This window comes from Paenibacillus sp. RC21, assembly GCF_044907935.1.
Lineage (GTDB): Bacteria > Bacillota > Bacilli > Paenibacillales > Paenibacillaceae > Paenibacillus > Paenibacillus terrae_A.
In genome coordinates this window covers 12,363-35,987 of sequence record NZ_JBIYCS010000013.1, presented here as the reverse complement: position 1 = coordinate 35,987, position 23,625 = coordinate 12,363, and the positions used below count along the sequence as shown (strand labels likewise).

The 23,625-nt window shown below is 37.3% G+C and carries 22 protein-coding genes; 2 read left to right on the top strand and 20 right to left on the bottom strand.

Annotation, left to right across the window (positions count from 1 at the left end):
- Positions 1-59: 59 nt before the first annotated feature.
- The 8 genes from ABIA61_RS25080 to ABIA61_RS25045 form a co-directional block, all read right to left on the bottom strand.
- Positions 60-890 carry a phage major capsid protein gene (locus tag ABIA61_RS25080; RefSeq protein ID WP_404581428.1) on the bottom strand — a complete coding sequence of 277 codons (831 nt, stop codon included), beginning with the start codon at positions 888-890 and terminating at the stop codon, positions 60-62.
- A gap of 27 nt (positions 891-917) precedes the next feature.
- Positions 918-1,535, bottom strand: coding sequence for a DUF4355 domain-containing protein (locus tag ABIA61_RS25075; RefSeq protein WP_404581427.1), 618 nt, complete (start codon positions 1,533-1,535; stop codon positions 918-920).
- Between the two features lie 579 nt (positions 1,536-2,114).
- Positions 2,115-3,422, bottom strand: a complete 1,308-nt coding sequence (locus tag ABIA61_RS25070) for a phage portal protein (RefSeq protein ID WP_404581426.1) — start codon at positions 3,420-3,422, stop codon at positions 2,115-2,117.
- 72 nt (positions 3,423-3,494) lie between these two features.
- Positions 3,495-3,779 carry a hypothetical protein gene (locus ABIA61_RS25065; protein WP_404581425.1) on the bottom strand — a complete coding sequence of 95 codons (285 nt, stop codon included), beginning with the start codon at positions 3,777-3,779 and terminating at the stop codon, positions 3,495-3,497.
- Between the two features lie 122 nt (positions 3,780-3,901).
- Complete coding sequence (locus ABIA61_RS25060; protein WP_404581423.1) at positions 3,902-4,513, bottom strand: MarR family transcriptional regulator; 612 nt, start codon at positions 4,511-4,513, stop codon at positions 3,902-3,904.
- 102 nt (positions 4,514-4,615) lie between these two features.
- Positions 4,616-6,139, bottom strand: coding sequence for a phage terminase large subunit (gene terL, locus ABIA61_RS25055; protein WP_404581422.1), 1,524 nt, complete (start codon positions 6,137-6,139; stop codon positions 4,616-4,618).
- A gap of 202 nt (positions 6,140-6,341) precedes the next feature.
- Positions 6,342-7,187 carry a tyrosine-type recombinase/integrase gene (locus tag ABIA61_RS25050; protein WP_404581421.1) on the bottom strand — a complete coding sequence of 282 codons (846 nt, stop codon included), beginning with the start codon at positions 7,185-7,187 and terminating at the stop codon, positions 6,342-6,344.
- A gap of 160 nt (positions 7,188-7,347) precedes the next feature.
- Positions 7,348-8,091, bottom strand: coding sequence for a transposase (locus ABIA61_RS25045; RefSeq protein WP_404581420.1), 744 nt, complete (start codon positions 8,089-8,091; stop codon positions 7,348-7,350).
- A gap of 374 nt (positions 8,092-8,465) precedes the next feature.
- Here ABIA61_RS25045 and ABIA61_RS25040 point away from each other — a divergent pair, with 374 nt between their 5' ends.
- Complete coding sequence (locus tag ABIA61_RS25040) at positions 8,466-8,750, top strand: DUF3953 domain-containing protein (RefSeq protein WP_404581419.1); 285 nt, start codon at positions 8,466-8,468, stop codon at positions 8,748-8,750.
- Here the strand turns inward: ABIA61_RS25040 and ABIA61_RS25035 are convergent, their stop codons facing one another.
- From ABIA61_RS25035 to ABIA61_RS25015, 5 genes are all read right to left on the bottom strand, one after another.
- Positions 8,751-10,010: a site-specific DNA-methyltransferase gene (locus ABIA61_RS25035; RefSeq protein ID WP_404581418.1), complete on the bottom strand. Its 1,260-nt coding sequence runs from the start codon at positions 10,008-10,010 to the stop codon at positions 8,751-8,753.
- Positions 10,011-10,525: 515 nt separating this feature from the next.
- A complete protein-coding gene (locus ABIA61_RS25030) occupies positions 10,526-12,580 on the bottom strand; it encodes a hypothetical protein (protein WP_404581417.1) in 2,055 nt (684 codons plus the stop codon).
- A gap of 14 nt (positions 12,581-12,594) precedes the next feature.
- Positions 12,595-12,765 (bottom strand): hypothetical protein, encoded by a 171-nt coding sequence (locus ABIA61_RS25025; protein ID WP_404581416.1) that lies wholly within the window; start codon positions 12,763-12,765, stop codon positions 12,595-12,597.
- Positions 12,766-12,861: 96 nt separating this feature from the next.
- Positions 12,862-14,007: a ParB/RepB/Spo0J family partition protein gene (locus tag ABIA61_RS25020; RefSeq protein ID WP_404581415.1), complete on the bottom strand. Its 1,146-nt coding sequence runs from the start codon at positions 14,005-14,007 to the stop codon at positions 12,862-12,864.
- A gap of 104 nt (positions 14,008-14,111) precedes the next feature.
- Positions 14,112-14,843, bottom strand: a complete 732-nt coding sequence (locus ABIA61_RS25015; RefSeq protein WP_404581414.1) for a hypothetical protein — start codon at positions 14,841-14,843, stop codon at positions 14,112-14,114.
- A gap of 113 nt (positions 14,844-14,956) precedes the next feature.
- Here ABIA61_RS25015 and ABIA61_RS25010 point away from each other — a divergent pair, with 113 nt between their 5' ends.
- Positions 14,957-15,496, top strand: a complete 540-nt coding sequence (locus ABIA61_RS25010; RefSeq protein ID WP_404581413.1) for a hypothetical protein — start codon at positions 14,957-14,959, stop codon at positions 15,494-15,496.
- A 230-nt stretch (positions 15,497-15,726) separates the two neighbouring features.
- On the opposite strand, the gene ABIA61_RS25005 is transcribed toward ABIA61_RS25010, so the two are convergent.
- The 7 genes from ABIA61_RS25005 to ABIA61_RS24975 all read right to left on the bottom strand — a co-directional run bounded on the left by ABIA61_RS25005 (position 15,727) and on the right by ABIA61_RS24975 (position 23,482).
- Positions 15,727-15,960: an NPCBM/NEW2 domain-containing protein gene (locus ABIA61_RS25005; protein WP_404581412.1), complete on the bottom strand. Its 234-nt coding sequence runs from the start codon at positions 15,958-15,960 to the stop codon at positions 15,727-15,729.
- A gap of 186 nt (positions 15,961-16,146) precedes the next feature.
- Positions 16,147-16,302: a hypothetical protein gene (locus tag ABIA61_RS25000; RefSeq protein WP_404581411.1), complete on the bottom strand. Its 156-nt coding sequence runs from the start codon at positions 16,300-16,302 to the stop codon at positions 16,147-16,149.
- Between the two features lie 265 nt (positions 16,303-16,567).
- Complete coding sequence (locus ABIA61_RS24995) at positions 16,568-17,932, bottom strand: hypothetical protein (protein ID WP_404581410.1); 1,365 nt, start codon at positions 17,930-17,932, stop codon at positions 16,568-16,570.
- A 74-nt stretch (positions 17,933-18,006) separates the two neighbouring features.
- On the bottom strand, positions 18,007-18,102 hold the full coding sequence (locus ABIA61_RS24990) for a hypothetical protein (protein WP_404581409.1): 96 nt from the start codon (positions 18,100-18,102) through the stop codon (positions 18,007-18,009).
- 893 nt (positions 18,103-18,995) lie between these two features.
- Positions 18,996-20,801, bottom strand: a complete 1,806-nt coding sequence (locus ABIA61_RS24985) for a hypothetical protein (protein ID WP_404581408.1) — start codon at positions 20,799-20,801, stop codon at positions 18,996-18,998.
- 176 nt (positions 20,802-20,977) lie between these two features.
- Entirely contained in the window at positions 20,978-21,682 is a 705-nt protein-coding gene (locus ABIA61_RS24980) for a hypothetical protein (protein ID WP_404581407.1), read from the bottom strand.
- Positions 21,683-21,697: 15 nt separating this feature from the next.
- Entirely contained in the window at positions 21,698-23,482 is a 1,785-nt protein-coding gene (locus ABIA61_RS24975; protein WP_404581406.1) for a hypothetical protein, read from the bottom strand.
- Positions 23,483-23,625: the final 143 nt, after the last annotated feature.

Genomic DNA, 23,625 nt, shown 5'->3' with positions numbered 1-23,625 from the left:
ACGGACACCCCAAACGTGTTTCTTCTATTATAATGTGTTCTCATATCATCCATTTTCAATTATGACTTATTGGCTGTAAGTATAGCGAGAGCTTCCGGCTTGATACACTTGGCTCCAAACACTTGCAACCCTTTCACTGCATCCGAAAATTGCTTCTCTGGTCTGAATGCTTCGACCGAATCCACTTGCCCGGCAAACGAAATCGCACTCTTATGACCCGCAATAATTTTATACTTGGCTCCTCCTGTATTCGGCACATTGTTGGATTTGTAAACCGTCATACCATCAATATCCCCTACATAACCCGTGCGGATAATATTTGAGTCTTTGGTGAAACGAGCATCTTTCAGTAGCAGGCCATAGTACCATGCAGGAACCACCACAAATCGTTCCGATTCAGGCACATTGTTCTCATCCAATAGTACGCCTAAATCAATCAGCAAATCATAGGCTGTATCCTTCGTTGGAACAATAGGCGCGGTGTCGTTACCCATCGTATTCTCTGTTTTAACCTCTGTATAAAATCCAGCAAGATACTGATCCACTACATTGGCGAGTCCATAGGAGGCTTCCACGATTCCACCATCCAGTAGATTTACATTCGCTTGAGCAGCATCTACATCATCCACTTGAAAATTGAAATACTTCGCTTGATCGATCACCAATGTTTTTTGTGTAGCATCCAGTTCCTGTGGATTCCCGATTCCAGCTACCTTGTCATAATTGCCAATCGTCACCGCTCCAATCGAATTGATCTTTACTGTAGCGCCTTGACCTTGAATCTCACCTTCATAATCGGTGTTGACCACATTACCGTACACCAAATTCTTCTTCAAACTTTCATTTAAACGTGCGCTCCAAATGGTAGGAATAAAATTCTGTACTGTCATATCTATTCACCTTGTCCTTTTCGTTTATTATTGTTTGTTTTGTAATGCTTGTTTGACTTGATCCCAATGCTGATTAATCTCGTTTGGCGACATTCCTTTAATCGAATCCAATGTAAATGTGTTACTTGTTGAACTAGCTGGGGGTGTATAGCCATCCCCTTTGAGCCGTTGCTCCACTTGCTGTTGGATAGCCAGTTGCATCGATTGTTCCAACATAGCCAAATTCGTTGTCGTCGCTTCTTCATCTGCACCAATAAAAAAATCCACTAACGGAAGTGGAAGTTTCTTTTCGGATGCAATTTTGATCGCTTGGCTGGTTAACCGTTCACGCTGCTTCTCTAGCTTCATATTTTCCACTTCGGCTCGTAGCTTCTCAACTTCGATTTCTTTCTCATCCTTCGCCCGGAATCGCTTCTTGATTTCAGCATTCAGTAAATCCTCCAGATGATTGGCTTTCCACGTATCCAACGATTTAGCTGATCGTTTGTCTACCTTGCTATCGAACCAACTTTTTGCTTGCTGATTGGATTGGATGTATTGCTCTATCCCTTCTACGTTATACGGATTCAAACCCTGAAGATACGTTTGCCATTCCTCATTCGTTTGGTTTTCTTCAATTAACTGCTTCATTTGTTCTAAATTCATTTTTGATAATCTCCTTTATTGCCCATTTGACTACACAGAACCGAACACGCTTATGTATGTATTGAGCCGTTTAATGTCATACTCAGGACAGCAATGTAACGCTTTAGAAATCACAAAAACGAGGAAAAGGTACAAACATACCAACTCCTCATTTTGGGTTGTTTTTCATCCTTAGTTTATTGGACTTTTTATACCTTTAAAGCGTAACATCAAGCCTGTTTTTTCCTCATCTGACGCATCCGTAATTTCGACTTTTCGTTTGCATTCTTATCCTTACATTCCTCACAATATTTCTGTCGATTCGAATTTGCCGAAAATGTTCCTCCACAACGTGTACAGTTCACCCTCGGCTTCGCTGTCTTAGGCTCAGTCTCTACATTACGTTCAGACTTATATTCTCGCTCCAGCTTCTCGTCTATTGGCAGCACTCCATTTTCAAAATATGTACATCGAAGCGGAGAATCATCTTGAGCGAAAAATACACATGGGCCATCTTGTAAACAGCAATAATTCGAGATGCCATGTTTCGTTCCGAAATAACACGCACAACTATTCTTAACCAGCTGTTTGATTTTATTTTTATTCTGCATCTGATACCTCCTTATCCGTAGCAATTAATCGCTGCTGTTCTGCATGAAATTTATTGAATTCCAGCTTGGGATTCTCTACAAACGGTAACAGTGTTAGCAACGTTTCCTGAGATACGACTTGCTGCAATTTAACGATTACATCTGCCATCCCCACTAAATCTGTCGGTAAGTTGCGAGTAAACTTCACAGCAATATCCCGGTAATCGTATTGAACGCCTTCTTTAATGTGCAGGAACGTGAAGAAATTACGTACCCGCTGCTTGATCGCTTTTTCCATCAACGCTTCACGCATCGCCACTCGATTCTCCAGATTAAGCAGCTTGTTTCTCAGCGCTAAGGAAGACGTATTACTGGCCCAGTTTTCATTAAAGTTAACCTGATCCATCATATCGAAAATTTTGCGTTCAATATTGTCCAATTCGTTCTTCACAAAAGAATCATTAATCTCCTTCGTAAGCCAGCTTACCTTTCCCCCAGTTGGAACTTGAATAATGCCCATCTTCTTCATATTCAACAAGTCTTCAGCTTCCAGCTTGGCATTCTCAATCACGAGATAGGCATTGCGATGATCTGCGATTTCATTGACCAAATCGGAATTCAATGCGTTATAAGCATCAAATAAAGAAATCACATCATGGAAGCCACTTTTTCTCTCCGTATTGGCTGGACAGGAGATAAGTGGGACTCTTCCAAAGATGTGATTATGTTTGCCGATATATTTTAATTCAGGTGCTTGGTTTTGCTTCATTGGATTGGGTTTATCATCGCTACCGATTGTATAGTGTAGAATTTCATGGTCGGAATACACGTCCAGATAGACTTGCTTATCAAAACGTCTCGTAAATTTATGGAGGCCAAGTAATACATTTCTTTCAGCCGTTCCATCTTCCAGCACATAGGCATTCAAAGGAGATAGCACCGTGGCTGAAAACTGGCCATCCGAATCAATATAGTTCAATTCGAAGCTCTCACCGAATATCTCGGATTGTTTCCGAAGCTGTAGATTATGCTCTTTGTCCCAATGACTCATATGTACATCTATATTATGTATAGCTTCGTCCTGATCCGACTTGGACACATAGTTTACTGGCTTACCGAGCAGATAGCCGACTTCATTATCTACAAACTTACGAGGGAAATTGAAGATAAGCTTTTGATTGCTTCGGCTTTCTTGCATCGCATAGTTCTTCAGAATGGTATGCTGACCATTGTAGTAATCTGCATATTTCTGTTTGGCTAATGCAGCCGATTGGAGTTGGTTTAGGCACTCTAATATGATTTGTTCGGTTATTTGCATATTACATCTCCTTTGTATTTTGGACACTAAAAAAGCCTATATCGTTAAGGACATAGACTCAATCGAATAATTCTATTTTTCTAGTTTCAAAATATCTTTCGCTTTTTTAATAATAAATCCATCAACTCTAGAATTGATAATGTTCTCTAATGCTTCAATTTGTAAGCCGTTTTCAAAAATTCTTATCGCACAATTCACCCTAGTAACCTGCCCAGTAATTGATTCTGCGTTTGGATTTTCTCTTAATAGCTTTTCTGATAATGCTTTCTTATCCAAATTTGGTTTATTAAACTCATAATAATAGTCGATAAATATCTTTTTCCCAATTGACTCCAAAAGACGACTCAAATCTGCCATTTAGTTACACTCCCTGCAGCTTTCTTATTATCATATCATAGTATTTGTAACATACAGTTGATTCTGATAAGCTAAACATCATGCCTGTCTATAATTAAATATTAATTGCAAAGTAATTATAGCTAAAAGACTTCTTCTATCGTTCCATCTTCTTTTACAAATAATATAGAAATGCTTGTACGATTTTTAGCCAGCTTGGGCAATCGTTCCCATAATCCTCGATATTGCTTCATATCAGGTAATGCTATACTGTATCTGGCATTAGGATCATCCATCCTTTGTAGAAGTTCGCCCAGTACTCCAATAAAGTAATTCACACGCATAGGTTGAAGTGATCCTGAACCTTTTACTTCAATAATCCATCGCTCATTTCCACGATGCGCATCAATGTCGATTCCCTTCGTCTTGCCCCAAGCCACATTTACGTCCCAGCCTTGATGCACTAATAAATCATGAAGGATAGCCTTTAAATAGTCTTCGCTTAAAGGCTGATATACTGTCTTCGGAATCTCAATTTTTTCACTATTTTGAACCAAGCTTTCCTTAAGAAAATTTCTGTATACACCAGCTACTTTCTTACGAGTGATTTTCTCAATTTGTGCAAGATGATTACATTCAGCATTTATTGACGATGGATGCGTTTCCTTCCCATAAATCTTATCAGTCAGTTGACGGTCAGTTTGACCATCAATCTCAGTTAATAGTTCAAGAATTCTTTGCTCACGACTTTTCATCAGAGTTCCCTCCCATTTGAAGGGATTATATCATACAGCTGCATCTGTAAATCAAGACTGTGACTAGCTGTTGTGTTACATGATTGTGATTATGTATTGTGATTAAAACAACAAACTGCGATCATAAAATTTCAGACTCTTGACCGATTGTATCAATTGAACAGCCCCATATAGGCTATCCGGCGCGTCATCATATGTACAATTTCGATTGTAGTCCTTCACCTGATGGTTATATCTGAGATTATCTGCATTGAACAGAATATGACCTTTCTTGATTTCCGGTTCCAAGCTAATAATACGTTCATGCTTCTGCCCTTTGGAATGCACACTTTCTACGGGTGTATGTATCTTCGCCTTCCATAGCTCTTCTTCAAACTTTTGCTTCATATAGCTCTGTGCCTGATTTACCTCAAAGCCCAGCTTATCTATAGGATAAAGCTTCAACTTTTCAATAGCTACTTGAAACAAATCATCCGGCAACAGTTTATAGATTTCGCCGTCGATGACATACATTTGCTTCGTCTTCCTGTGCTGCCCAATAATGGAGACAGCCGAATAGTCATTTTTCTTCCCGGCTTTAATGGCTGGATCAATGTACATCGCCATTTCCATTTCATCAAACTCAGGTAGCCTGTCCCAATACATGATACCCTGAAATATGTATTCGTCTGTTGAACGCGGATCGTTTTGTAATTCTTTATAGAAACTCTTTTCACCCATGGCTTGCTTCTTGCACATCAAATAATAATAGTCCAAATACTCGCTCCACAGGATTTCCGTACCCTCCAGCATTTCCTTCTCATTCGCCATAAAAAAAGACAAAGCCGTATTGATCCTGTCCTCATCCTGCAAGTTATTATATTGTCGTTCCCACTCTGACCACAGATCATCACGCTCTGAAAATTGAAGCACGGCTGCTTTACGAACACTTCGCACACCTGGTATCTTACCTTTGAGCAAATCGGCCATGATATCTTCTTCGTTGAGAATCGTTCCACAGATTAGAATATTGGTATTCCTTGTACCAATAGGAAGAATGACATCCGTAAAGGTATTTTTAATTTGTTCTCGTTTGGCTTCGGATCGCGCGGTGTCTTCCTTGAGCAAATCATCCATCAATACCAGCGTAGGACGATGATGCTTATAGTGAATACCTCTCAAGCTACCGTCAATCCCACGAATCATAATGCAGGAATCCAGTCCACCTTTACTCTTCAGCCAAATCTCATTGTTGTTCCAGCGGCTCCCCTTATGAATCCCAAAATCCTCAATCAACATCGTATTCGTTTCTAGCTCATCTTTGATCATATCCAAAAACGGCAATGCAATTTGTTCTGTCGCTGATATAATCAGCGTGAACTGTGATTTATCATATAAAGTCGCATACAGCGGAAATAAAAAAGAACTGATCGTTGACTTTCCATGCTCCCTTGGGAGTCCGAAAGCTGTAATCAGTCCTGTATTCGCAAGCATATGTCTTAATTCCGAAAATAACTCTTTGTGAAACTGTCCAAACGCTCGATCAAAGTATTTAGGGAAATAGGCTAAAGCGAAAAATTCAATGTCCATCTCACCAATAAGCTTGCGTAATTCGGAAAAAGAGAATGTTTCGATCAGCTGTTTCATTTTCGGTGGTTTAAAATGCTTCTCCATATACTGCTTAAGTAGCTCAGCTTGGCGTTGCTCTTTTTGCTTTATCGTTTCAATGGGTATAGCTCCTTTCTCAAATTCACTATAAAATCATCACAAAAATTTCTGCACCATTTGCTGGCGGCTCTGTTTCTACAAATAGAAGACCCCCTCCATCCACGACAAAAAGAGTGGCTGCTCACCACTCGATATTTGCCAAGGCTTCAGCCATATCCTGCTGTGTTGTTAGGGTATAGATATTGGTTGTTGCTACGTGATCATGTCCAAGGACTTGCTGAATGGTCGTCAAAGGAGTCGTCTTCACCAGCTTATAGCCAAGTGTATGTCTGAGCATATGTGGTGTGACCTTTACATTGACTCGATCCCCGTATTTGTTCAGAATCAGGTTAATCGCATTCCGTTCCAAAGGCCCTCGCTGGCCAATACATAAATATTCTGATTCCACTTGTGGCCTGATTTCAAGATACCGAGTAATGGCTTTTCGCACATCCTTATTCAATGGTATGGTGCGGTAGGAGTTCCCCTTGCCGAATACCTTCAATATTCCTTTGCGTTCGCTTATTTCAATATCTTTCAATTGGATGCCAACCAATTCGCTTACCCGTATCCCTGTTCCAATCAGCAATTCAATCATACAGATATGCATCCGATTGCCCATCCGGTGAATTTCATTCCGTAGCTTCCACAAATCCTTTTCCTCTAGCCCTTTGTATTGCTGGACATCCTTGTTCCTGACCGCTTCGATATGTATTTCTTCCTTAATATAGCCTTGCTGGTGCATCCACTGTGCAAATACGTTGATACTGGCAATCTTACGGTTGATGGTGAGTATCGCTTGGTTGGTGCTTTGCAGATATTTCTTGTACTCTACCCCATCCAATTCAATCCACTTGTCCAGTCCATATTCCGTCTTGCCCCGATACCAGGCTATGAACCGTAACACGTCCCGAATGTAGCAGGAAATGGTGTTCTTGCTTCGATCCTTGCTCCGTAAATGTGCTTCAAACCCTTGAATATACTCCATATTCGCCCCCACCCTTCCGCTTGTGTGTCACATCATACCGTTGATGCGGGGGAAAGTCCACTCCATGCATAACCTATCTTATGCACTGATTCTGGCTACTTTTGGGGCTAATTCAGGGCTGAAACTGGCGTTTATCTATACAAATACTGACGGCATAACGTTATAGCTCCGAATCATTAGGCTCCATATATCCTTCCTCAATCTCTACAGATTCCTCAATAGCTTCATAGTCGGCATCCACTACATCCGCTTCGATCATATCCAGAAATAGCTGCTTCCGTTCCTGTTCCAGTGCCTTCGTATTGACCACCAGCTCACGTCGATCATTCCACTCATTGGGTGCGCGATTCTTTAAATAGAAGATCATCGCTGTCGGATTGGGAGGCTGATATCGTTTTACCTTTTCGATACGCGTCTTCTTTTTTCCATTTTTGTCCTCTTCAATAATCGTTTTTATTTCTTCATATTCATAGCCCGTAGCAGCTTTCAAAAGTGAATTTTCCACGTGGGATATGGGGACAGATCTGCTCCATTTGACTAGTTCAGCCAGCATCGGATGTTTATCAATATACTCGTACCAAGTCGTTTTACCTATATCGAGTTTCCTGATGATGTCCTCTGCATTCACGCCTTCTTCGAACCATTGCTGAATCTCCGCTAATCTAGGATAAACATGGGTTTCCCACTTGGTTGGACGTTCTAATGCTTCAGCAAATTTCGGATGTTTCCTGCGATAATCGCCTAATGTCCAAATATGAATATTTAGCCGTTTCGCAATCTCCTCATCTGTGGCTCCTTCACGTACCCAAACGGGAATATCCTTCAGTCTTGGCACAACGAATTGATCATATTTGGTCAGTATTTTTGGTTTATTCCTTTTGGGATTGTTATTGTTCTTACTCATTCTGCTCACCTCCATCACAAAAAAAGGGAACAGCCGGCTATCGACCATTCCCCATATGTATCAGCTTACCCTTCTAACTCAGCCTCGTAAAACAATTCGATATCCTCAATCACCTTCTGAATCAACTCATTGTCCTCCCGAGCCTCCTCAGTTCCTAGCACATTTACCTTTTCAGCTTACATCCCCTTTAGGAACCGAATCACCATATTCACTTTTGCCTTACCCAATTGAATCACCCTTTCGGTTTAGTCAGCACATGATACCTCTGACCTTGCCGACTCAGCAATAGCTTCTTGATAGCCATATTGGTTACCATTCCGAATCAAATAGTTGTATAATATTGTATAAAGGGGTTGCATCGAATAATACGGTATATGAAGTGGAGGAATTTACCTATGCTTAAAAAACTGAATATCTACCAAGTTCTTAAATTTGTATGTGCCGTTGTTGTTATAATCACATCCCTTTGGTCACTTGCTTATCCTGGTAATAACCGACTCGCATCCTTATTTATACAGCTTTTTCTCAGCCTCCTGTTTTTATTTTCTGGCATCTCAGAGTTTAAGATAAATCGAAAAACAAATGCCATAGTTAGCTTCAGTGTATCCTTGTTCGCTGCAATTGTATTTATATCTACACTTTTATTGAGAAAAGGTTAACTACACGCACTCTAATTCTGACTCAGCAACAATTTCATGATAGTCATACTGATTACCATCCCGAATTAAATACACGCCGCTATTATCTCCAACATGGGCAATATATCGCTTCATAATCACATCTACATACTTAGGATCAAGCTCACTGGTATAGCAAATCCGATCCGTTTCCTCACAAGCAATCAATGTTGAACCTGAACCACCAAATGGATCAAATACGATATCACCAAGCTTACTCGAATTTTTGATCGGGTAGCTGATCAAGGGAATCGGCTTCATCGTGGGATGATACTCATTTCGGAAGGGGCGATCAAATTGCCATAAGGTTGTTTGCTTACGATCACTATTCCAGTAGTGTCCACTTGTTGGCTTCCAACCGTACAATACGGGTTCGTGCATCCAGTGATAATCTTGTCTACCCATCACCATTGCTTGTTTAGCCCATATACAACATTGTGCCAGTTTGAATCCAGCTTCGATAAATGCCTTCCTAAAATTTAAACCTTCACTATCGGCGTGGAACACATAAATACTTGCTCCGTCATCAGCTACTTTAAACATTTGAGTATAAGCAGCCAACAGAAAATTATAAAACTGGTCGTCATCCATCTTGTCGTTCTCAATTTTCAATGCATCCTTCGTCTTGCCCGTATAGTTCACATTATAAGGTGGATCAGTCACAATGAGCTGAGCCTTCTTCCCATCCATCAACATTGAAACGATATCCTGCGGATTAGTCGAGTCACCGCATATGAGCCTATGCTTCCCAAGTAGCCAAATGTCACCTTTACGAGTGATCGGATGTTCAGGCAATGCTTCCTCTATATCAAAGTCATCTTCTTCATCCACATTTTCTTCGTGTAATGTATCCAGTAACTTCTCCGCTTCAGACCAATCAAAGCCGGTTAGCTCAATATTATAATCTGCTTCCTTCAACTCATCTAATAATACAGCTAATGCTTCAAAGTCCCACTCTCCTGTAATTTTGTTGAGCGCTATGTTCAGGGCTTTCTCTTTCGATTTATTCACATCGACTATGACGCAATCAACTTCATTGTAACCGAGTGCCTTCAAAACTTTAGCACGTTGGTGGCCTCCCACGATGGTATAATCGCTATTACAAATAATCGGTTCACAATAACCGAATTCCATGACACTATTCCTGATCTTTTCAAACTCTGCATCACCTGCTTTTAAATCCTTCCTTGGATTATATTCAGCATGTACCAGTTGATCGATCTTCAATTTCATCCATTTCATTTATAAAATTTGCTCCTTTATGTCTACAGCTTTCTCATTGTTTCTGGCGTGTTTTATGTATGGTATGGGCATTTCTACGTTTACGAATTTGATTTCCAATCCGGCTCATTCTTCTCTCATTCAGAATTACAGTGAAGAATATGCTAAGCCAAATACAGATTTCTATAGCTAATGCTAGTAACAATACAATCATCCTAATTTCTCCTCTCTAAATGAAAAAGAAACCCTAGCTCGTAGCCAGAGTTCCCATGTTATGATTCTATAATTGTAAATCTGCTCATTGTGTCACGTGACACACCTCAGACTTGTAAGTCCTGAGTTCAAGTGCCTACCGCGCAACGATGGACCTGTTGCTTGCTTGTCCCCCCAATCCAAGGAAAACCATCTTGGATATGGAGGCACTCAACTGGAAACCTTCCTTTTAAAAAACTACATAACCCTTTTCCCAAAACTAAGCTAAGTTTAATGAACTGACCCCAGTTTCCCCTATATATAGAGAAGTGGGGTCACGTCTATTATGATCCAAATATCTGATATTCGTAATGTTTGTTAATCGTTGAAATATACTTGGTATTTGAGCTATACCGATCTTGTTTTTCATAAATGATATATCCGTATTGTGCAAAAACTTTATTGATCATCTCTTTCTTGTTTATCCAATTGTTGTTTTTGGACAGCCATTTCCTAAATTTCTCCCCAATACTATCTGCACCCTTTTGAATATTACTGACGGGCATCGGCAACTGATTAAAATAGGTTGAATTCTCCCAAATCCATTGATGTATTTCCTGTGCAAAGTTACGAATGGTATCTCCACGACTGTATAATGATTCATCATTGATGCCGTTATAGGTATAATTCATTTTTCCATGCATATACCAATTATTAATCTCCCAGAACATCGGTTGAACTGTAGCTATGTCTTTCTCATTTTGGTTAAATGCAACATATATGTGAATGGGCGTATCTTCATTAATTTTTCTTAACGCTGTCCGATGCACAATTTGCAAAAACTCAGCGTACAATTCTCCTCGATACACCATCTCTAACTTTTCATCTTCAAACCAATTCAGATCATCTTCTTCGCTCATTTTTAGTGAAACCTTGTCTCCATAAAGTGATATTGCAATGATTTTATAGTAGTCGGGATTCATTCGAGGCAGACTGGTCAAATACATCGCTGTCTTATCTTTAAGCTGATTTTTCCCTGTTGTGTTCATTAAGTTAATAGGCCGAGTATGATCACTTACTTTTTCTTCAAAGGAATCCTGCTGCTCTGTTCCAATGGCTCCTAATTTTTTGTAGATTGGGATGTCAAATTTCGTTGGCAATATGAATAAATCTAAATGCTTCTGCTTTAACTCAAGTATCCGTTCCGTAATTGCTTTTTGAGTAGTATGGCCCTTCTTCAAACGACTATTTTTTGAAGTATTAATTACATCTTGGCACATGTTTAGCCGAGCGTATTGATTATAATTCTGAATAATCTTTGCTTTAAAACCTATGTATTGTCTACTGTTCATTTTAGCAGTTCCATCTAGGACAAGCATATTTAACTTCAGTTTGCCATAGTGGATACGTTCTGAAACGATAATTTTTCTACCTGTCAAACCATTTTGCTCATAGTCGTCAATTCTTCCAAGTCTGGATCTCTTACATAACTTTTCAAAGTGAATCATTTTCTTGTACGCTTCAATTTTACTTTTGGATTCAGCATTAGCCTTTATGGATTGAATGGCATTTAGAATACTATTCATTTTGTTATCTTTGGTTTTCGTCATAAGAGCCGTTGTTACATCTGAAGTGTTTTCGACGAGTTGGTTTGCAATTAAATGAAGAATATACGTTTTTAAAACTTGAGCTTGAAAAGGCTGCATTTTTAAAACAAACGACAGCGTATTAAACCAATCTAATGCATTATCCCAACTGTCAATTCCGAAAATCGATGCGTTGACAAAGGAAGGTTTCTCATCAACGATCAATAATCGTTGTCGGGTGCATACATAATTGTGAGTATCAAGAGCATCGTAGCTACTAAAACCATTCATGCGATATTGTTTCCAACTCTTATACATTTGAGCATTTCCATATCCAAGAGCCAGATTATCGAGTCTACTATGAGTAATAATGATAATTTGATGATAACAAACATATGGTTCAATATCTTCTTTATTGGCAGCTCTCACACTGACAATACAATGCTCATCAAATTTCTTCAATTCATTGAATACTTCTTCAGCCATCCCATTCTCCCGAATGACTAATAAGACTGGAACCTTCTTCTTCAAATAAGTTTCAGATACAAGCCACTTCAAGAAACAAATTAATACGGTTGTTTTACCATGCCCCATACTCGCGTTGCAGAGCCATTTTACAGCTGAATCAGGCTTTTCTACCCGGTTATTATTTTTAAATTCTACATATTGATGATACTGTTTGGTGTACTCGTCATATAAATCTAGAAATACGTTTGCAATATCCTGAAATGCTTCCTTATGTACATTTTGTTTATGTTCTTCAGTTAAATAATTATACATTTGTTCAATTTCACAATCCCGATTCACTGCCAAATCAGATTCACTCCTTATATTTTCAGTTGCTTAATTTCCTCTAAAGCCTGTTGAAATTCTTCATTAATAGCGTACAGCCAAAACTTTTGATGCTTATCAATTGTCAAAGCGCGAGTAATGTACCGAATATTTTTCTCCTGTAATTTCCTCATCATCTGACCATCGTAACAATAAAAATAGCTCACTCAGATTCACTCCTCTCATTTGTGGATCGCATCCATATACTAGATGTCACCCAAGCGCCCGTGTTAACAGGCGCTATATGTGTCACGTGACACCATTTACTCCATGGCCAGCAATTCATCCAGTATGTCATCCGTTGAAACATGATTCTCTTTGGCAATATGATCTAATTGTTGCTTATAAAATTTGATTTCTTCTGTTAACATTTTCAATGATTTGTCCTCTAAAGCATCGCTGTAATTTTTACATCTTTTCAATTCATCTTGAAAGCTATGTAAATTCCATTTTTCTTCAATGTTGATCTCAGAGTGAAAGAGTTCATTTCGTATCTCATCCCAAAATTTCTCAACCATCCACGGCCTGAATTCGGAATCAAAATGTTCTTTATTTTTTTCCAAATCATAAACAACTGCAAAATCAATATCTTCTTCTGTGATGTTGGAGATATGAAGATGATTGACAATACAATCCATTTGAGCGGTTAAAGCAAATCCTCGATTGGTAGAAACAACCACAGAGCCAAGTCCTTTATAATTCAAAATAGGCGAGATGATTAAACCATAATGCCAACCATCCACCCATCTCTTGACTTCGTTTACGGTTAGTTTTTCTTTTTTTATGTCATGCTTCTCCCAAAACGAACTATGAAATTTCCATTGATAGTTTTCAAAATGACTTTCTTCTTTCTGTGAACCGTCTTCATGAATGAATTTTGATGTCGGTTTGTTTTTTAGCAATCTATCCAAAAACGATTCCATTTTCAATAGTTGCTTGGCATGACCGTCCGAAATATATCCTTCTGCAATCCAGTCATGAATAAAAGGTAATAGTTTCAGTAATCTTAGGCGGCTTGTAACAAAAGCTCTGTTTTTACTCACTTTTCGGGCAATTTGATCATGCGTGTATCCTCTTTGTACATACTTATAGAATGCATGAGCTTCTTCAATAGGGGTCATTTGCTCCCGCTGGATATTTTCAATGACAGATAGATGAAAAGCTTCCTCATCGTTTAATTCCTTTACTTTCACTGCAATCGTATCCAGTCCAGCCATTTGACTTGCTCGATATCTGCGCTCCCCTTGAACAATCTCATAGTGATCTCCCTGTGGTCTGACCAGTATGGCTTCTTGTAAACCATCGCTTACAATGGATGCTGCCAGCTCCTGCAAAGACTCCTCGTTAAAATGCTTACGTGGCTGATTCGGGTTGGTAACGATCTGGCTTAATTTTAATGTGATGTTCAAATGATGATATCTCCCTTATTTTTGGATTTGTATATATAACGTTCGAGCTGTCACCTAAGCGCCCGTGTTAACAGGCGCCTATCATGACAGACCTATAATTTAATTTATTCGATATGGACTATTGCCTTAAAGCTTGATTTCGTGACTTTCTCAATAGTTAAAAATTCAATTGCTGCACCATCAAAATCCAGTAAGGATAATCCCTCATCTCGACGAATGGCCTGATCTCTCGGAATTATACATTTCCTTTCCCCATGCTCATCTACAATATGAACATAGCGGTACTCGACCACCTGAATCTGTAATTTCTTGCCCAATACCTGGTCAGCAACCAACTGCGATTCTTCCTGAGACTTTTTCAAGGTGCTGAAGCCGATCAAGTAATTCTTCAACACTCGTCGAGTGCTTTTTTCGTCCAGTAGAGAAGGCGTATTAGTGGTTTGTACTACGGTTTCCCGTTCAGCTTCGTACCCAATAAAAAATTGTCCCATAATCTCAAATAATGAATACACACCATCCGGTACATGGAATGGAAACTCCAGATCATCTATTGTAGCTATGGCAGTGTGAACGGTAAGCTCTTTACCTTCTACATTACGATTCGTGAGCCGGTTCACCTTTCGTACTTCCCTCTTCATCACATTTTCATGCTGCTTTAGATTTTCCAACAGCCCATCTACAAACAGCCATGCAAAGGAGTAGGTTCTGTAGGTTTGATATGCGATCTCGACAGCAACACTAGCAAGAATTGAAGGGTACGGACAAATCTCCTCACACTGAGCCTTGTACTTCTCTCTTAACCTGGCGTATTCAGCACTGATCGCTGACCAATCCATAACTACATTTGGCTACCCCTGGCTGGTTATTTGAGTTGGTTTTGTCCTAAAAAAAATATTAAGAAAAACCGATACTTTAATGTAAGGCACAATTATACATAGGAGTTGAACAAATGTCTGGAGACATCCTGTTTCTTATCGTCATTGGCATCATCATCATTATGATCTTTGTATTAGTGATTACTGAAATTCCACAATTTTTGTGGGTAAGAAGAAATCTAAAAAAACCGCTAAAAAGATATAAATCAAAATTAGAGGACGATTTGCAATTTAGTTACCAATTAGACAAAAAAACAAATACTTTTGTAGAGTATTATAAAAAGTATGACACTCAATCCTTAGATGATTTAAAATTAGATATTATTATCAGGCAGCAAAGATTTACTATTAAAAATCAGTTGACGAAATACTTTACTTCTGGTGTTTTACCTACTATTTCAGTTAGCATAGCAATATCTTCGCTTTACTTCCGGAATGATGTTAAAAACCTTGATCTTTTAATTGGGGCAGGTTTTCTTGTAGTTCTTGCACTTGTAATCTGCCTAATTATTTTTCTTTGTTTCACTTTTGAAACCTTTGTCCTCAACCCACTTGTTGACCACCTATTGATAATTGATGATGTGTTATCTAAGAGAAGCAAAGAATCTGTTTAGCGCTTTAGATAAAATATCTTTAACATACATAGACCCGCGTATCCTACTTAGCTGTCACCTCTCAGCTATTTTCAGATGTATATTACGGGTCTATGTATATAAAAAAAGCCGCTTCTCGGCGACTTTAATAAATAATTATAATTTTGGATAATTAATTATTGTGTCAACATAGGATCAAAGAAGCCAACTTGAAATGACCCATAACCTTTTCTTTCAAGTTTAATTTGTAACTATAGTGCATTATTAATATCTAAGTTTAAGGCTTTTGGAAAATTACCTGGTGTGATTTCCTCAGAGTATATATCCTTTCCATCTGCAGATATAGTTACTCTTGCAATAGCATTTGTGTCTTTATATTCATCTGTTACCCCTAGTGTTGCTTTGAATTTTTTCATATTTCCATTTAAAAGGTACTCCACATACTCCCAGGCATTTTTCTCACTAGGCGTCGAGTACACAGTCATGAGTTAGACCTAGTCTTAAAGTCATGATATAGGATTCAATCCCGCTCTGTACAGAAAAATTTTAACATTATTTTCTACCGATCCACAGCTTAGAACTTTATGATATAGATGAATGGCACACATGGCGGAATCGAACCGCCCATAGTCCTATATGCACCACAAGCCCGGCATAAGCCGTGAAAGATATTACTTGAGCTGATCTGCTAGTTGTTTAATCTCAGTAGGTGTAGCTAATCGTTCACCATCTTTACGGTCACCGCGAATGTAGGACGCGTCTTCTTTGCTGTAATAAACAACTCCTTTGCCGTCCACTACCGGATAGCTACTATCATCCGCTTCCAAATTGGTAGCAACATTTTTTTAGTTTTTACCATCCTCTTGCTGATTATGCAACTGTAAGATGCCGTACTGATCGAGATATGCGTAATTCTGTGACATTTACTATTCCCTCCTTTGAATGCAAAAAAAAGCGGCGGTTTCCCGTCGCTCTCTTGCACGTACTTCACTCAGTACTTTCTAACATGAAGGTCATGAGTGATTATTATTGACTATAAGAAAAAACATTAATTATAGTCTCCAACTTTATATGACATTCGTAGGACTTTTTTTACTGCCTTTCTCTACGTGTCATAGAATTTAAAATTTCCCGATTTTCTTGGAGTTCTCTTTTGGTATATCTTCTACCTTGTTCTTGTGAAATACTTAATTCAAAGTTTGCTTGGGTCGGTTTGGCTAGACCTAGTACCTTGCCCTTTATTAAAAAAATAAGTTTTGACAAACTAAGTTTAACGTATGCACCCACATTTTTATCCCAAACATATGCAGCATCAGCATCAATATCCTCTTCCTCAATTTCATAATCTATATCCCACTCTTGCATAACTAAACTCATTTCTTCTATAAAATATAGTATATTAATATAATTTTTAACAATATCACTGATTCTTATTACATTAATTTGATTGAAAGGAGCTAGGGACTTCTCTTCCAGCCCTAAAACGTAAGCGCCAAAATGATAATAAAATTTGTGAAATGTTAATATCATAATAAAATTGGAATTTTCCTTTTTATATGTGTATCCATTTTCTTCGTGATCAGCATTTATAAAAATTAATCCTGCACTTTTAAACATGCCTTCCACTATATGTTTGTTCTTCTCTATATATTCTTTCTCCCAGATATGCGGAACTGATTCAAGTGTAACGCTACCGTGTTCCCTTAAAATCTCTTCCGACTTCTTGTCCTTTTTATCTTGAAGCCATCTAATCATTTTTTTAGTAGCTATAAAAGGCATATTTTCATTTTCCTTTTGATATTGCTCAAACATTTTAATAGTACTACTTTCACTCTTGATCAAAGCTTCTATTTCTTCTAAAGACTGTTCGATTTCGTCACCTTTTAAATAGTTACGATATAGGTCGTTCAGCAATTGACCATTTCTATTGTAAGGTTCCTCCATAGAACTCGGCAGGACTATCTCGTATTTCTCAGTTCTGCTTAGCCAATCAGAAATAATGCGTTCAATTCCAGGAAACTTTTTATTTATTGTTCCCATTCTTCTTAATTCCTGTGCTTTTTTAAGCAGTTGTCCCTTGGTTTTACCTTCTCTCAACAAATCTAGATCAACAAACTCTTCAACACAGTCTTTTCCAACGTTTAATTTATTGTTGTTTAGTCTGTTTTTTATATAATATATGTACCGATTAGGTGTTCCACACAAACCACATTTACGTCGTTTTTCCCCGAGGTCTTCTACGGGATGGAGGAGTGACTCATCTCCCATCCATTCATCACCACACACTTTTAATATGTGTGGGAGCACATACTTGAAATCGCTCATCTTATCAGATGGTACATCTTCAATTTTTACACTTTCCTTCTCATCTATTAACTGTAGAAGCCACGGATATTCTTTAATGGCCTCGCTACGAATAATTAAATTTCTCTCTTTCTTTAAAAGACGATCTTTCATTTTTTAACCCTCCTAATTGTATTTCCTTTTAGAAGAACCTACTCCATAAGGAATAGGCTCTCGTTTTGTAACTTTTACTTGTGCTCGTTCAATATGTTCTTGTACACTGCCTTTACTAATCCCAAAATGTCGGCAATCTCACCAAAAGAAAAGCATTCACCATGCGCCATTACATAGCATTCGCGTTCCCTTTCGCTTAAGTGGATAATGCATCTTGGATCTGGAACCTCTGCCAATTCATCAGATTGCAGTTCACCTCTCAGTGGCTCATATGAAAGTATTCTATTTCAACCTTCTAGGTAACTGATGGAAATCCAGACCACCTTTATTATATTCATTATAATTCCAACGAAATCTTTCTGACAGGTAAATTTCATCTCTATCTCAGACTCAACATGAATTAAGTTGTTCCTCGCTTTGCCGCTCTTCCTGAAAATATAGCGCTATGGTCTGTTTAGCTGGAATAGTTAGTGTAATTAGGCAAGCATCCTTTCGATTATCAGAATGAAAACATTTCCCGGTAATCCAACATAGAAAGACTCGCACCAAAACTCCAATAGCATTCTCTTGTTTTGCCAAAGTAAGTAATCATACGTCACTGCAAGCTCTAAATTCCCTTCACAATCTGCTATCCTCGCTCTGTTCAAAATAGTATCTGATATTGGATATAAGCATAGTTGTTTGAGTAATCTGGTTTAAAACCCAATCAAGTAACTGCGGATAATATAAAGCATCAGATGAAACGAATGAAACGCTTGATTACAAGAATGAAATTTATTGATCATTAAGAAGAATTCGGCTCTTCGCTATACTGGGTGGCTAATGACACGTTTGATAGGTTAATAGAGCGATTTGACATGGAGCCTCTGCGGGCATGAGTACTCGCGAAAGCCGCGAAGCATAGGGACTTCGCGATGCTAACCAGCTTATCATGCCCGTCCCTCCATATAAAATCGCAGTCTATTTTACCCATGCCGAATAGCGGGGAGGCAAGAATTCTCAAGGCAATCAAGATTCGTTGATGTTACCTTGAGAGGGTGTTATCTTAGGTATAGAAATCACATTAAAACCGTAATGCTTTCAGCTTTCTATGGACGCTTGAGAGAGCTGTTATAGCAGAAGGATTATGATCTTTAACATATCCAATGATTCCTTTTACTCTAGAAGTAAAATTATCTTTAATCGTTACATAATTTATTCCATCTGGATCGTATGAATTCAAGTATCTATCAACAAATTCCCAAAACTCTTTGCTACATAAATCATTTCTAATTTCATTAATTTCATTTGTTTTTCCTAAGTATTCATATAATGGATTAAAATATGGATTAACAATCCAGTAAACCGTTTGCATGGTATCAGGGGTAAATACTCTATCAAACTCCGCGTGAATACGCCCAGCATTAAGCTCGTTTAGCAAGACTCGATACCGCGATTCGGAATCCTTCATAAAATAATAAAATCCAGAAATAAACCTAATAATTTTATTGCTCTCTGATTCACGTGATATCATATAAAGCAGAAAATTTAAATCAAGTATCAGTTCAAATGCGAATATTTCTTCGTCTTCACTTTCGACTACCTTATTATAACTACCATGTGCTATAGGGTTTCTGACAAAATGGTTGTAATAGTATTTAAAGTACAAAATGGCCTCCATATAGATACCTGAGTTTACATTTTGTAAAAAATCGATTTTCTCTCTCAATACGGCATCCTCAAACATTTTCAAATCGGTGAAACGATATGTCATTGTAGAATCCATAAGATAGTCGTTAAAAATACCCTCCATTTGAACTGCCATCAGGTTATTAAACACTTGATATTCCTTATTCGAGTAGAACTCGATGGTTCTCAATAATAAATGTCTTCGTTCATTCAAACAATAGCTATTTTCAGTTTGAATTTTTATAAAATCTATAGCTTGCGTTCTTTCAATAAAATCCAACAATTTTGTTTTATACAAGTTAAGATTCGTAAATTTCAAATCAGCTAACTCATCTGGGCTCGGTATTTCGTTCATCATTTTACCGAAATGAGTTTTTACCTCTTCATGATCTAATTTATATGTTTGTGAATGAGCTTGTCTTTGAGCATCCATAATAGTTTTGTAAATTTTAACTTTGAAAAAAATTTCCCAATAATTATCTATATTACTTTTAGTGTTTTCGAGCACTTCATAATAATAACTGAATTTCATTTCCAATGTGCTTAACAAATGATTGCTACTAGCTAGTTCTAGTGCTAACTGACGTATTTCCTTTAAAATTAGTTCCTTCTGAGACTTATCCGCCAAAACTCCAAAATCTTTAATTAATGTATTTTTTGAAAATTCAAGCATTTCTTTCTCAGTAAATAATAATTTAGATTGAAAAAGACTTTTAGTTAGTTGATTTTCATACTCTTTGAGATTCTTCATCGGACTTTTATCAGAATTACTCCTACTAACAATTGCATTTCTCTCTTTTGTTAATCGTTCTAGTTCAGATGTAATATTTGTCACCTTTGAATTAATTATACGAATAACCTCTTTAAACTTATTATTTAGTTTTATATATTCTCTAAGGCATTGAGTGTATTTAATCTTAGGCAAGTCTTTATATCCTAATACATCTTTAGCAAAGTAAATAAAAAATGAGCCCTCATCAACTTCAATTTCTGCTAAATTCTTTGATAATATTTTTGTAACTTCTCTCAAGTCACTTAAAGTGATACCTGATACATTTTCATAAAGCATATCCGCAATTTTTCTACCTAACTGCTCAAAAGAGTTGCAATGAAATAACTCTTTATCTACACTAGTCTTTAATCCGCTACGTAAAAAATTATTAATCTTTAAGAAGCGTTCTTTTGTAAGTATGATCTCCACACCTCCGGCTAAACCAATCTATATTCTATTTAACACACATTTACTCTGCACGAAAAAGTCCCAAAAGCCCGAGTATTGTCCCCCTTGAGTTTTTGGGACTTTTCTAAACATAAATTAAACTGCAGAACGACATTTCTGTCAGTTTCAGTTGCCTTGAGGTATTATTGTCACGGCTTTCATTGCTTCCATTTTGCAAATCGTTCATGATTTACAAACCATTCTCTATATTTTTGGCTAATCGAAACCAGTTCTACATACTCTTTATAGCCTTGTTCATTTTGTTCAGCAAAAATACTATGCTTAGCAGTCTGATACCACAAATCAAATATCACACAAGCAACATATCCAATTTCCCAAAGAAGTGACCTTTGAAGAAAAGCATCATGTTTATCAAAGAAACCAAAGTTCCCTTCTTTTCTCAGAGAATTGAACATATTTCCATGTGCATAGAAGCCGTTTATCATATCCTTGACTTGTTTAAGACGGTATGAGTGAGATGGAAACTCTTTCTCAACATATTTAAATGAACGATCTAATGTCTTCTTTACTGGCTTTGACCCATTTTCATCATGATCAAGAAACTTATCTAAATTTGGTTCATACAGTGAGAATGCAGCCAAACATGCCTTTTCGATTGCTTGACGCTTCATTAACTTTGACTGTGTCTCGTGATTTCTAAGTGATGAGAGTAAACTTAATATCAGATCATTTCTTACCTGACTACTAAGAAAGTAAAAACTGACAGCCCTTTTGTCCTCCGAAACTACAACATTAGAAAGAATCATTATTAAAGATTCAGTATTTGTAAGAATATCCTCATTGCTTCGTTGAGATTCTATTAATACTTGCTCTTCTTGATAAATTAAATCGATTATTCTCATAGCTCTCAACTCCTACTAAACGTTCTTAAGATTCCTCAATTCATTTCTCCACTGTTTTACAAGAGTCGTTATATTTCCTTTATAATTATCATTTGAAGACGGCAACAAAACAATTATTATCAGAGTGACTATATCCATTAAGAAAGAAACTTCAAAATAAAATGTAAGTTGCATAGCTAGTTCGCGGCTGAACCCCATCAAAAGAAAAAACACAGCACTGGCTATAGTTAGTGGTTTTAGCCCAATAATTAATAGAACTAAAATCCAGAATGATATTTTCCGGAACTTTTTGCTTCCTAAAAATTTATCATAAGACATCGCTCTTGCAACAATTGCGGAAACTAGACTAACCACAAGAAATACTCCCGCTATTCCCTTAAGACTTTCTAATGGATTTATTGCGTCAAAAAAATAATAAAAAGCACCTACTAGAGCAAGATGAGGAAGTACTAAAATAGCGACTGACAGGTACCCTCTTGATATTGCAAAATTATTATACTGAGGCTTTGAAAAATCTATCCATAACGCGAAGTTAGTATTAATAATAATCATAAAGATATAGACTATTCCAAAGATAATGCCCACTAGCCCTATTTCGTTTAAGTACTTGTATCCGATTAGCAAGAATGGAACGAGAGTAAAAAAATAATTAAGTGCAATGGCTGTGCTACACTTCATTGCTTCTTCATTGCCCATTCCTGTATTTAATTTTTCTTTATCAATTGCCCTTGAAATTGAAAAGACAAAGCTAAAAGATGAGAAAACCGATAACACCGTGTAGTAAAAATAGTCATTATTTAGTGAACTAGAACTACTTGCTGCAAGAGATAATTGTTTATAGATCAAGAATATCCCTACTATATGGACTCCCAACATAATAAAAGAGAAGACTGGCTTTATTGAATGAGGACTTTTTCCGTACAGAAATACAAATAGTATCTGAGCGAACTTTTTCCCAAAGTAAAATTGTAACGCCTCTAGCATATTGGCTGAATTAAGTAAACTTGTAACATGTAATAGTTTATCTAGTGGGGACAATATTCGTAGAAATGTTAACCCTAAAAAAATAAAAATTAAAAAGTAAAATATTACTCCGAAACTATTCGCAATATTTGAGTTTTTAATAGATCCCAAAATTAAAAATACAAGTGCTAACGAAATTCCTGTGGGAATATAGTGCTGCAACGTACCTGGAATCCTAATCTTATCAATTAAAAACGTTGTTCCTAGATAAATAAAAAAAAGTCCTACAAATACGACTATCTGGATAAAGAAGTCTTCAAAGTGAAACTGAAGCCCTCCCTTTATTATTAACGGATATGATGCAAGAAGAATAATAATCGCCGCTGTACTTTCTGTACTTGATCTTACCTTATCACTAAAAGAAAATACTTTATCGAAAAATCTAAGAAAAAGCATAACAACAATAAAAATGAACACTACTGTGTACATCGCATCCGTCGATTGCGAGATCATAAATACTGCTAGTACAATGCCAAACAAATAACCCGATATTATATATTTTCCAATATTAACGAATAGAATAAACGCCAGTACTACAATGGTTGCAACAATTGGCTTTAACGGTTGTTCATATGCTATCGCAAGTAACCCCAGACCAACAGAAGCAATAGATAGCTTAAGTAATTTATCGACAACTACCATATAGTTAGCATTAAATAAATTTGTTTTTTCGAGTATCCAAGTAACCCCTCGACTTAAAAAGGGGATTAGCGGAATAACGAGAACCTTTGTTCCTAACTGAGAAATACTGACTAGAGGAATAACAATAATTGCCACAATAGCTGACAATAAAAGAAGCATCTTTGAGCACTTACGAATAATTCTATTAGGATGACGATTAATTAAGATAAAAAATGGAAGCAACAGTATGGGAAGAATGAAGCCCATATTAACCACTGATATTGACATTATGCTCCCCT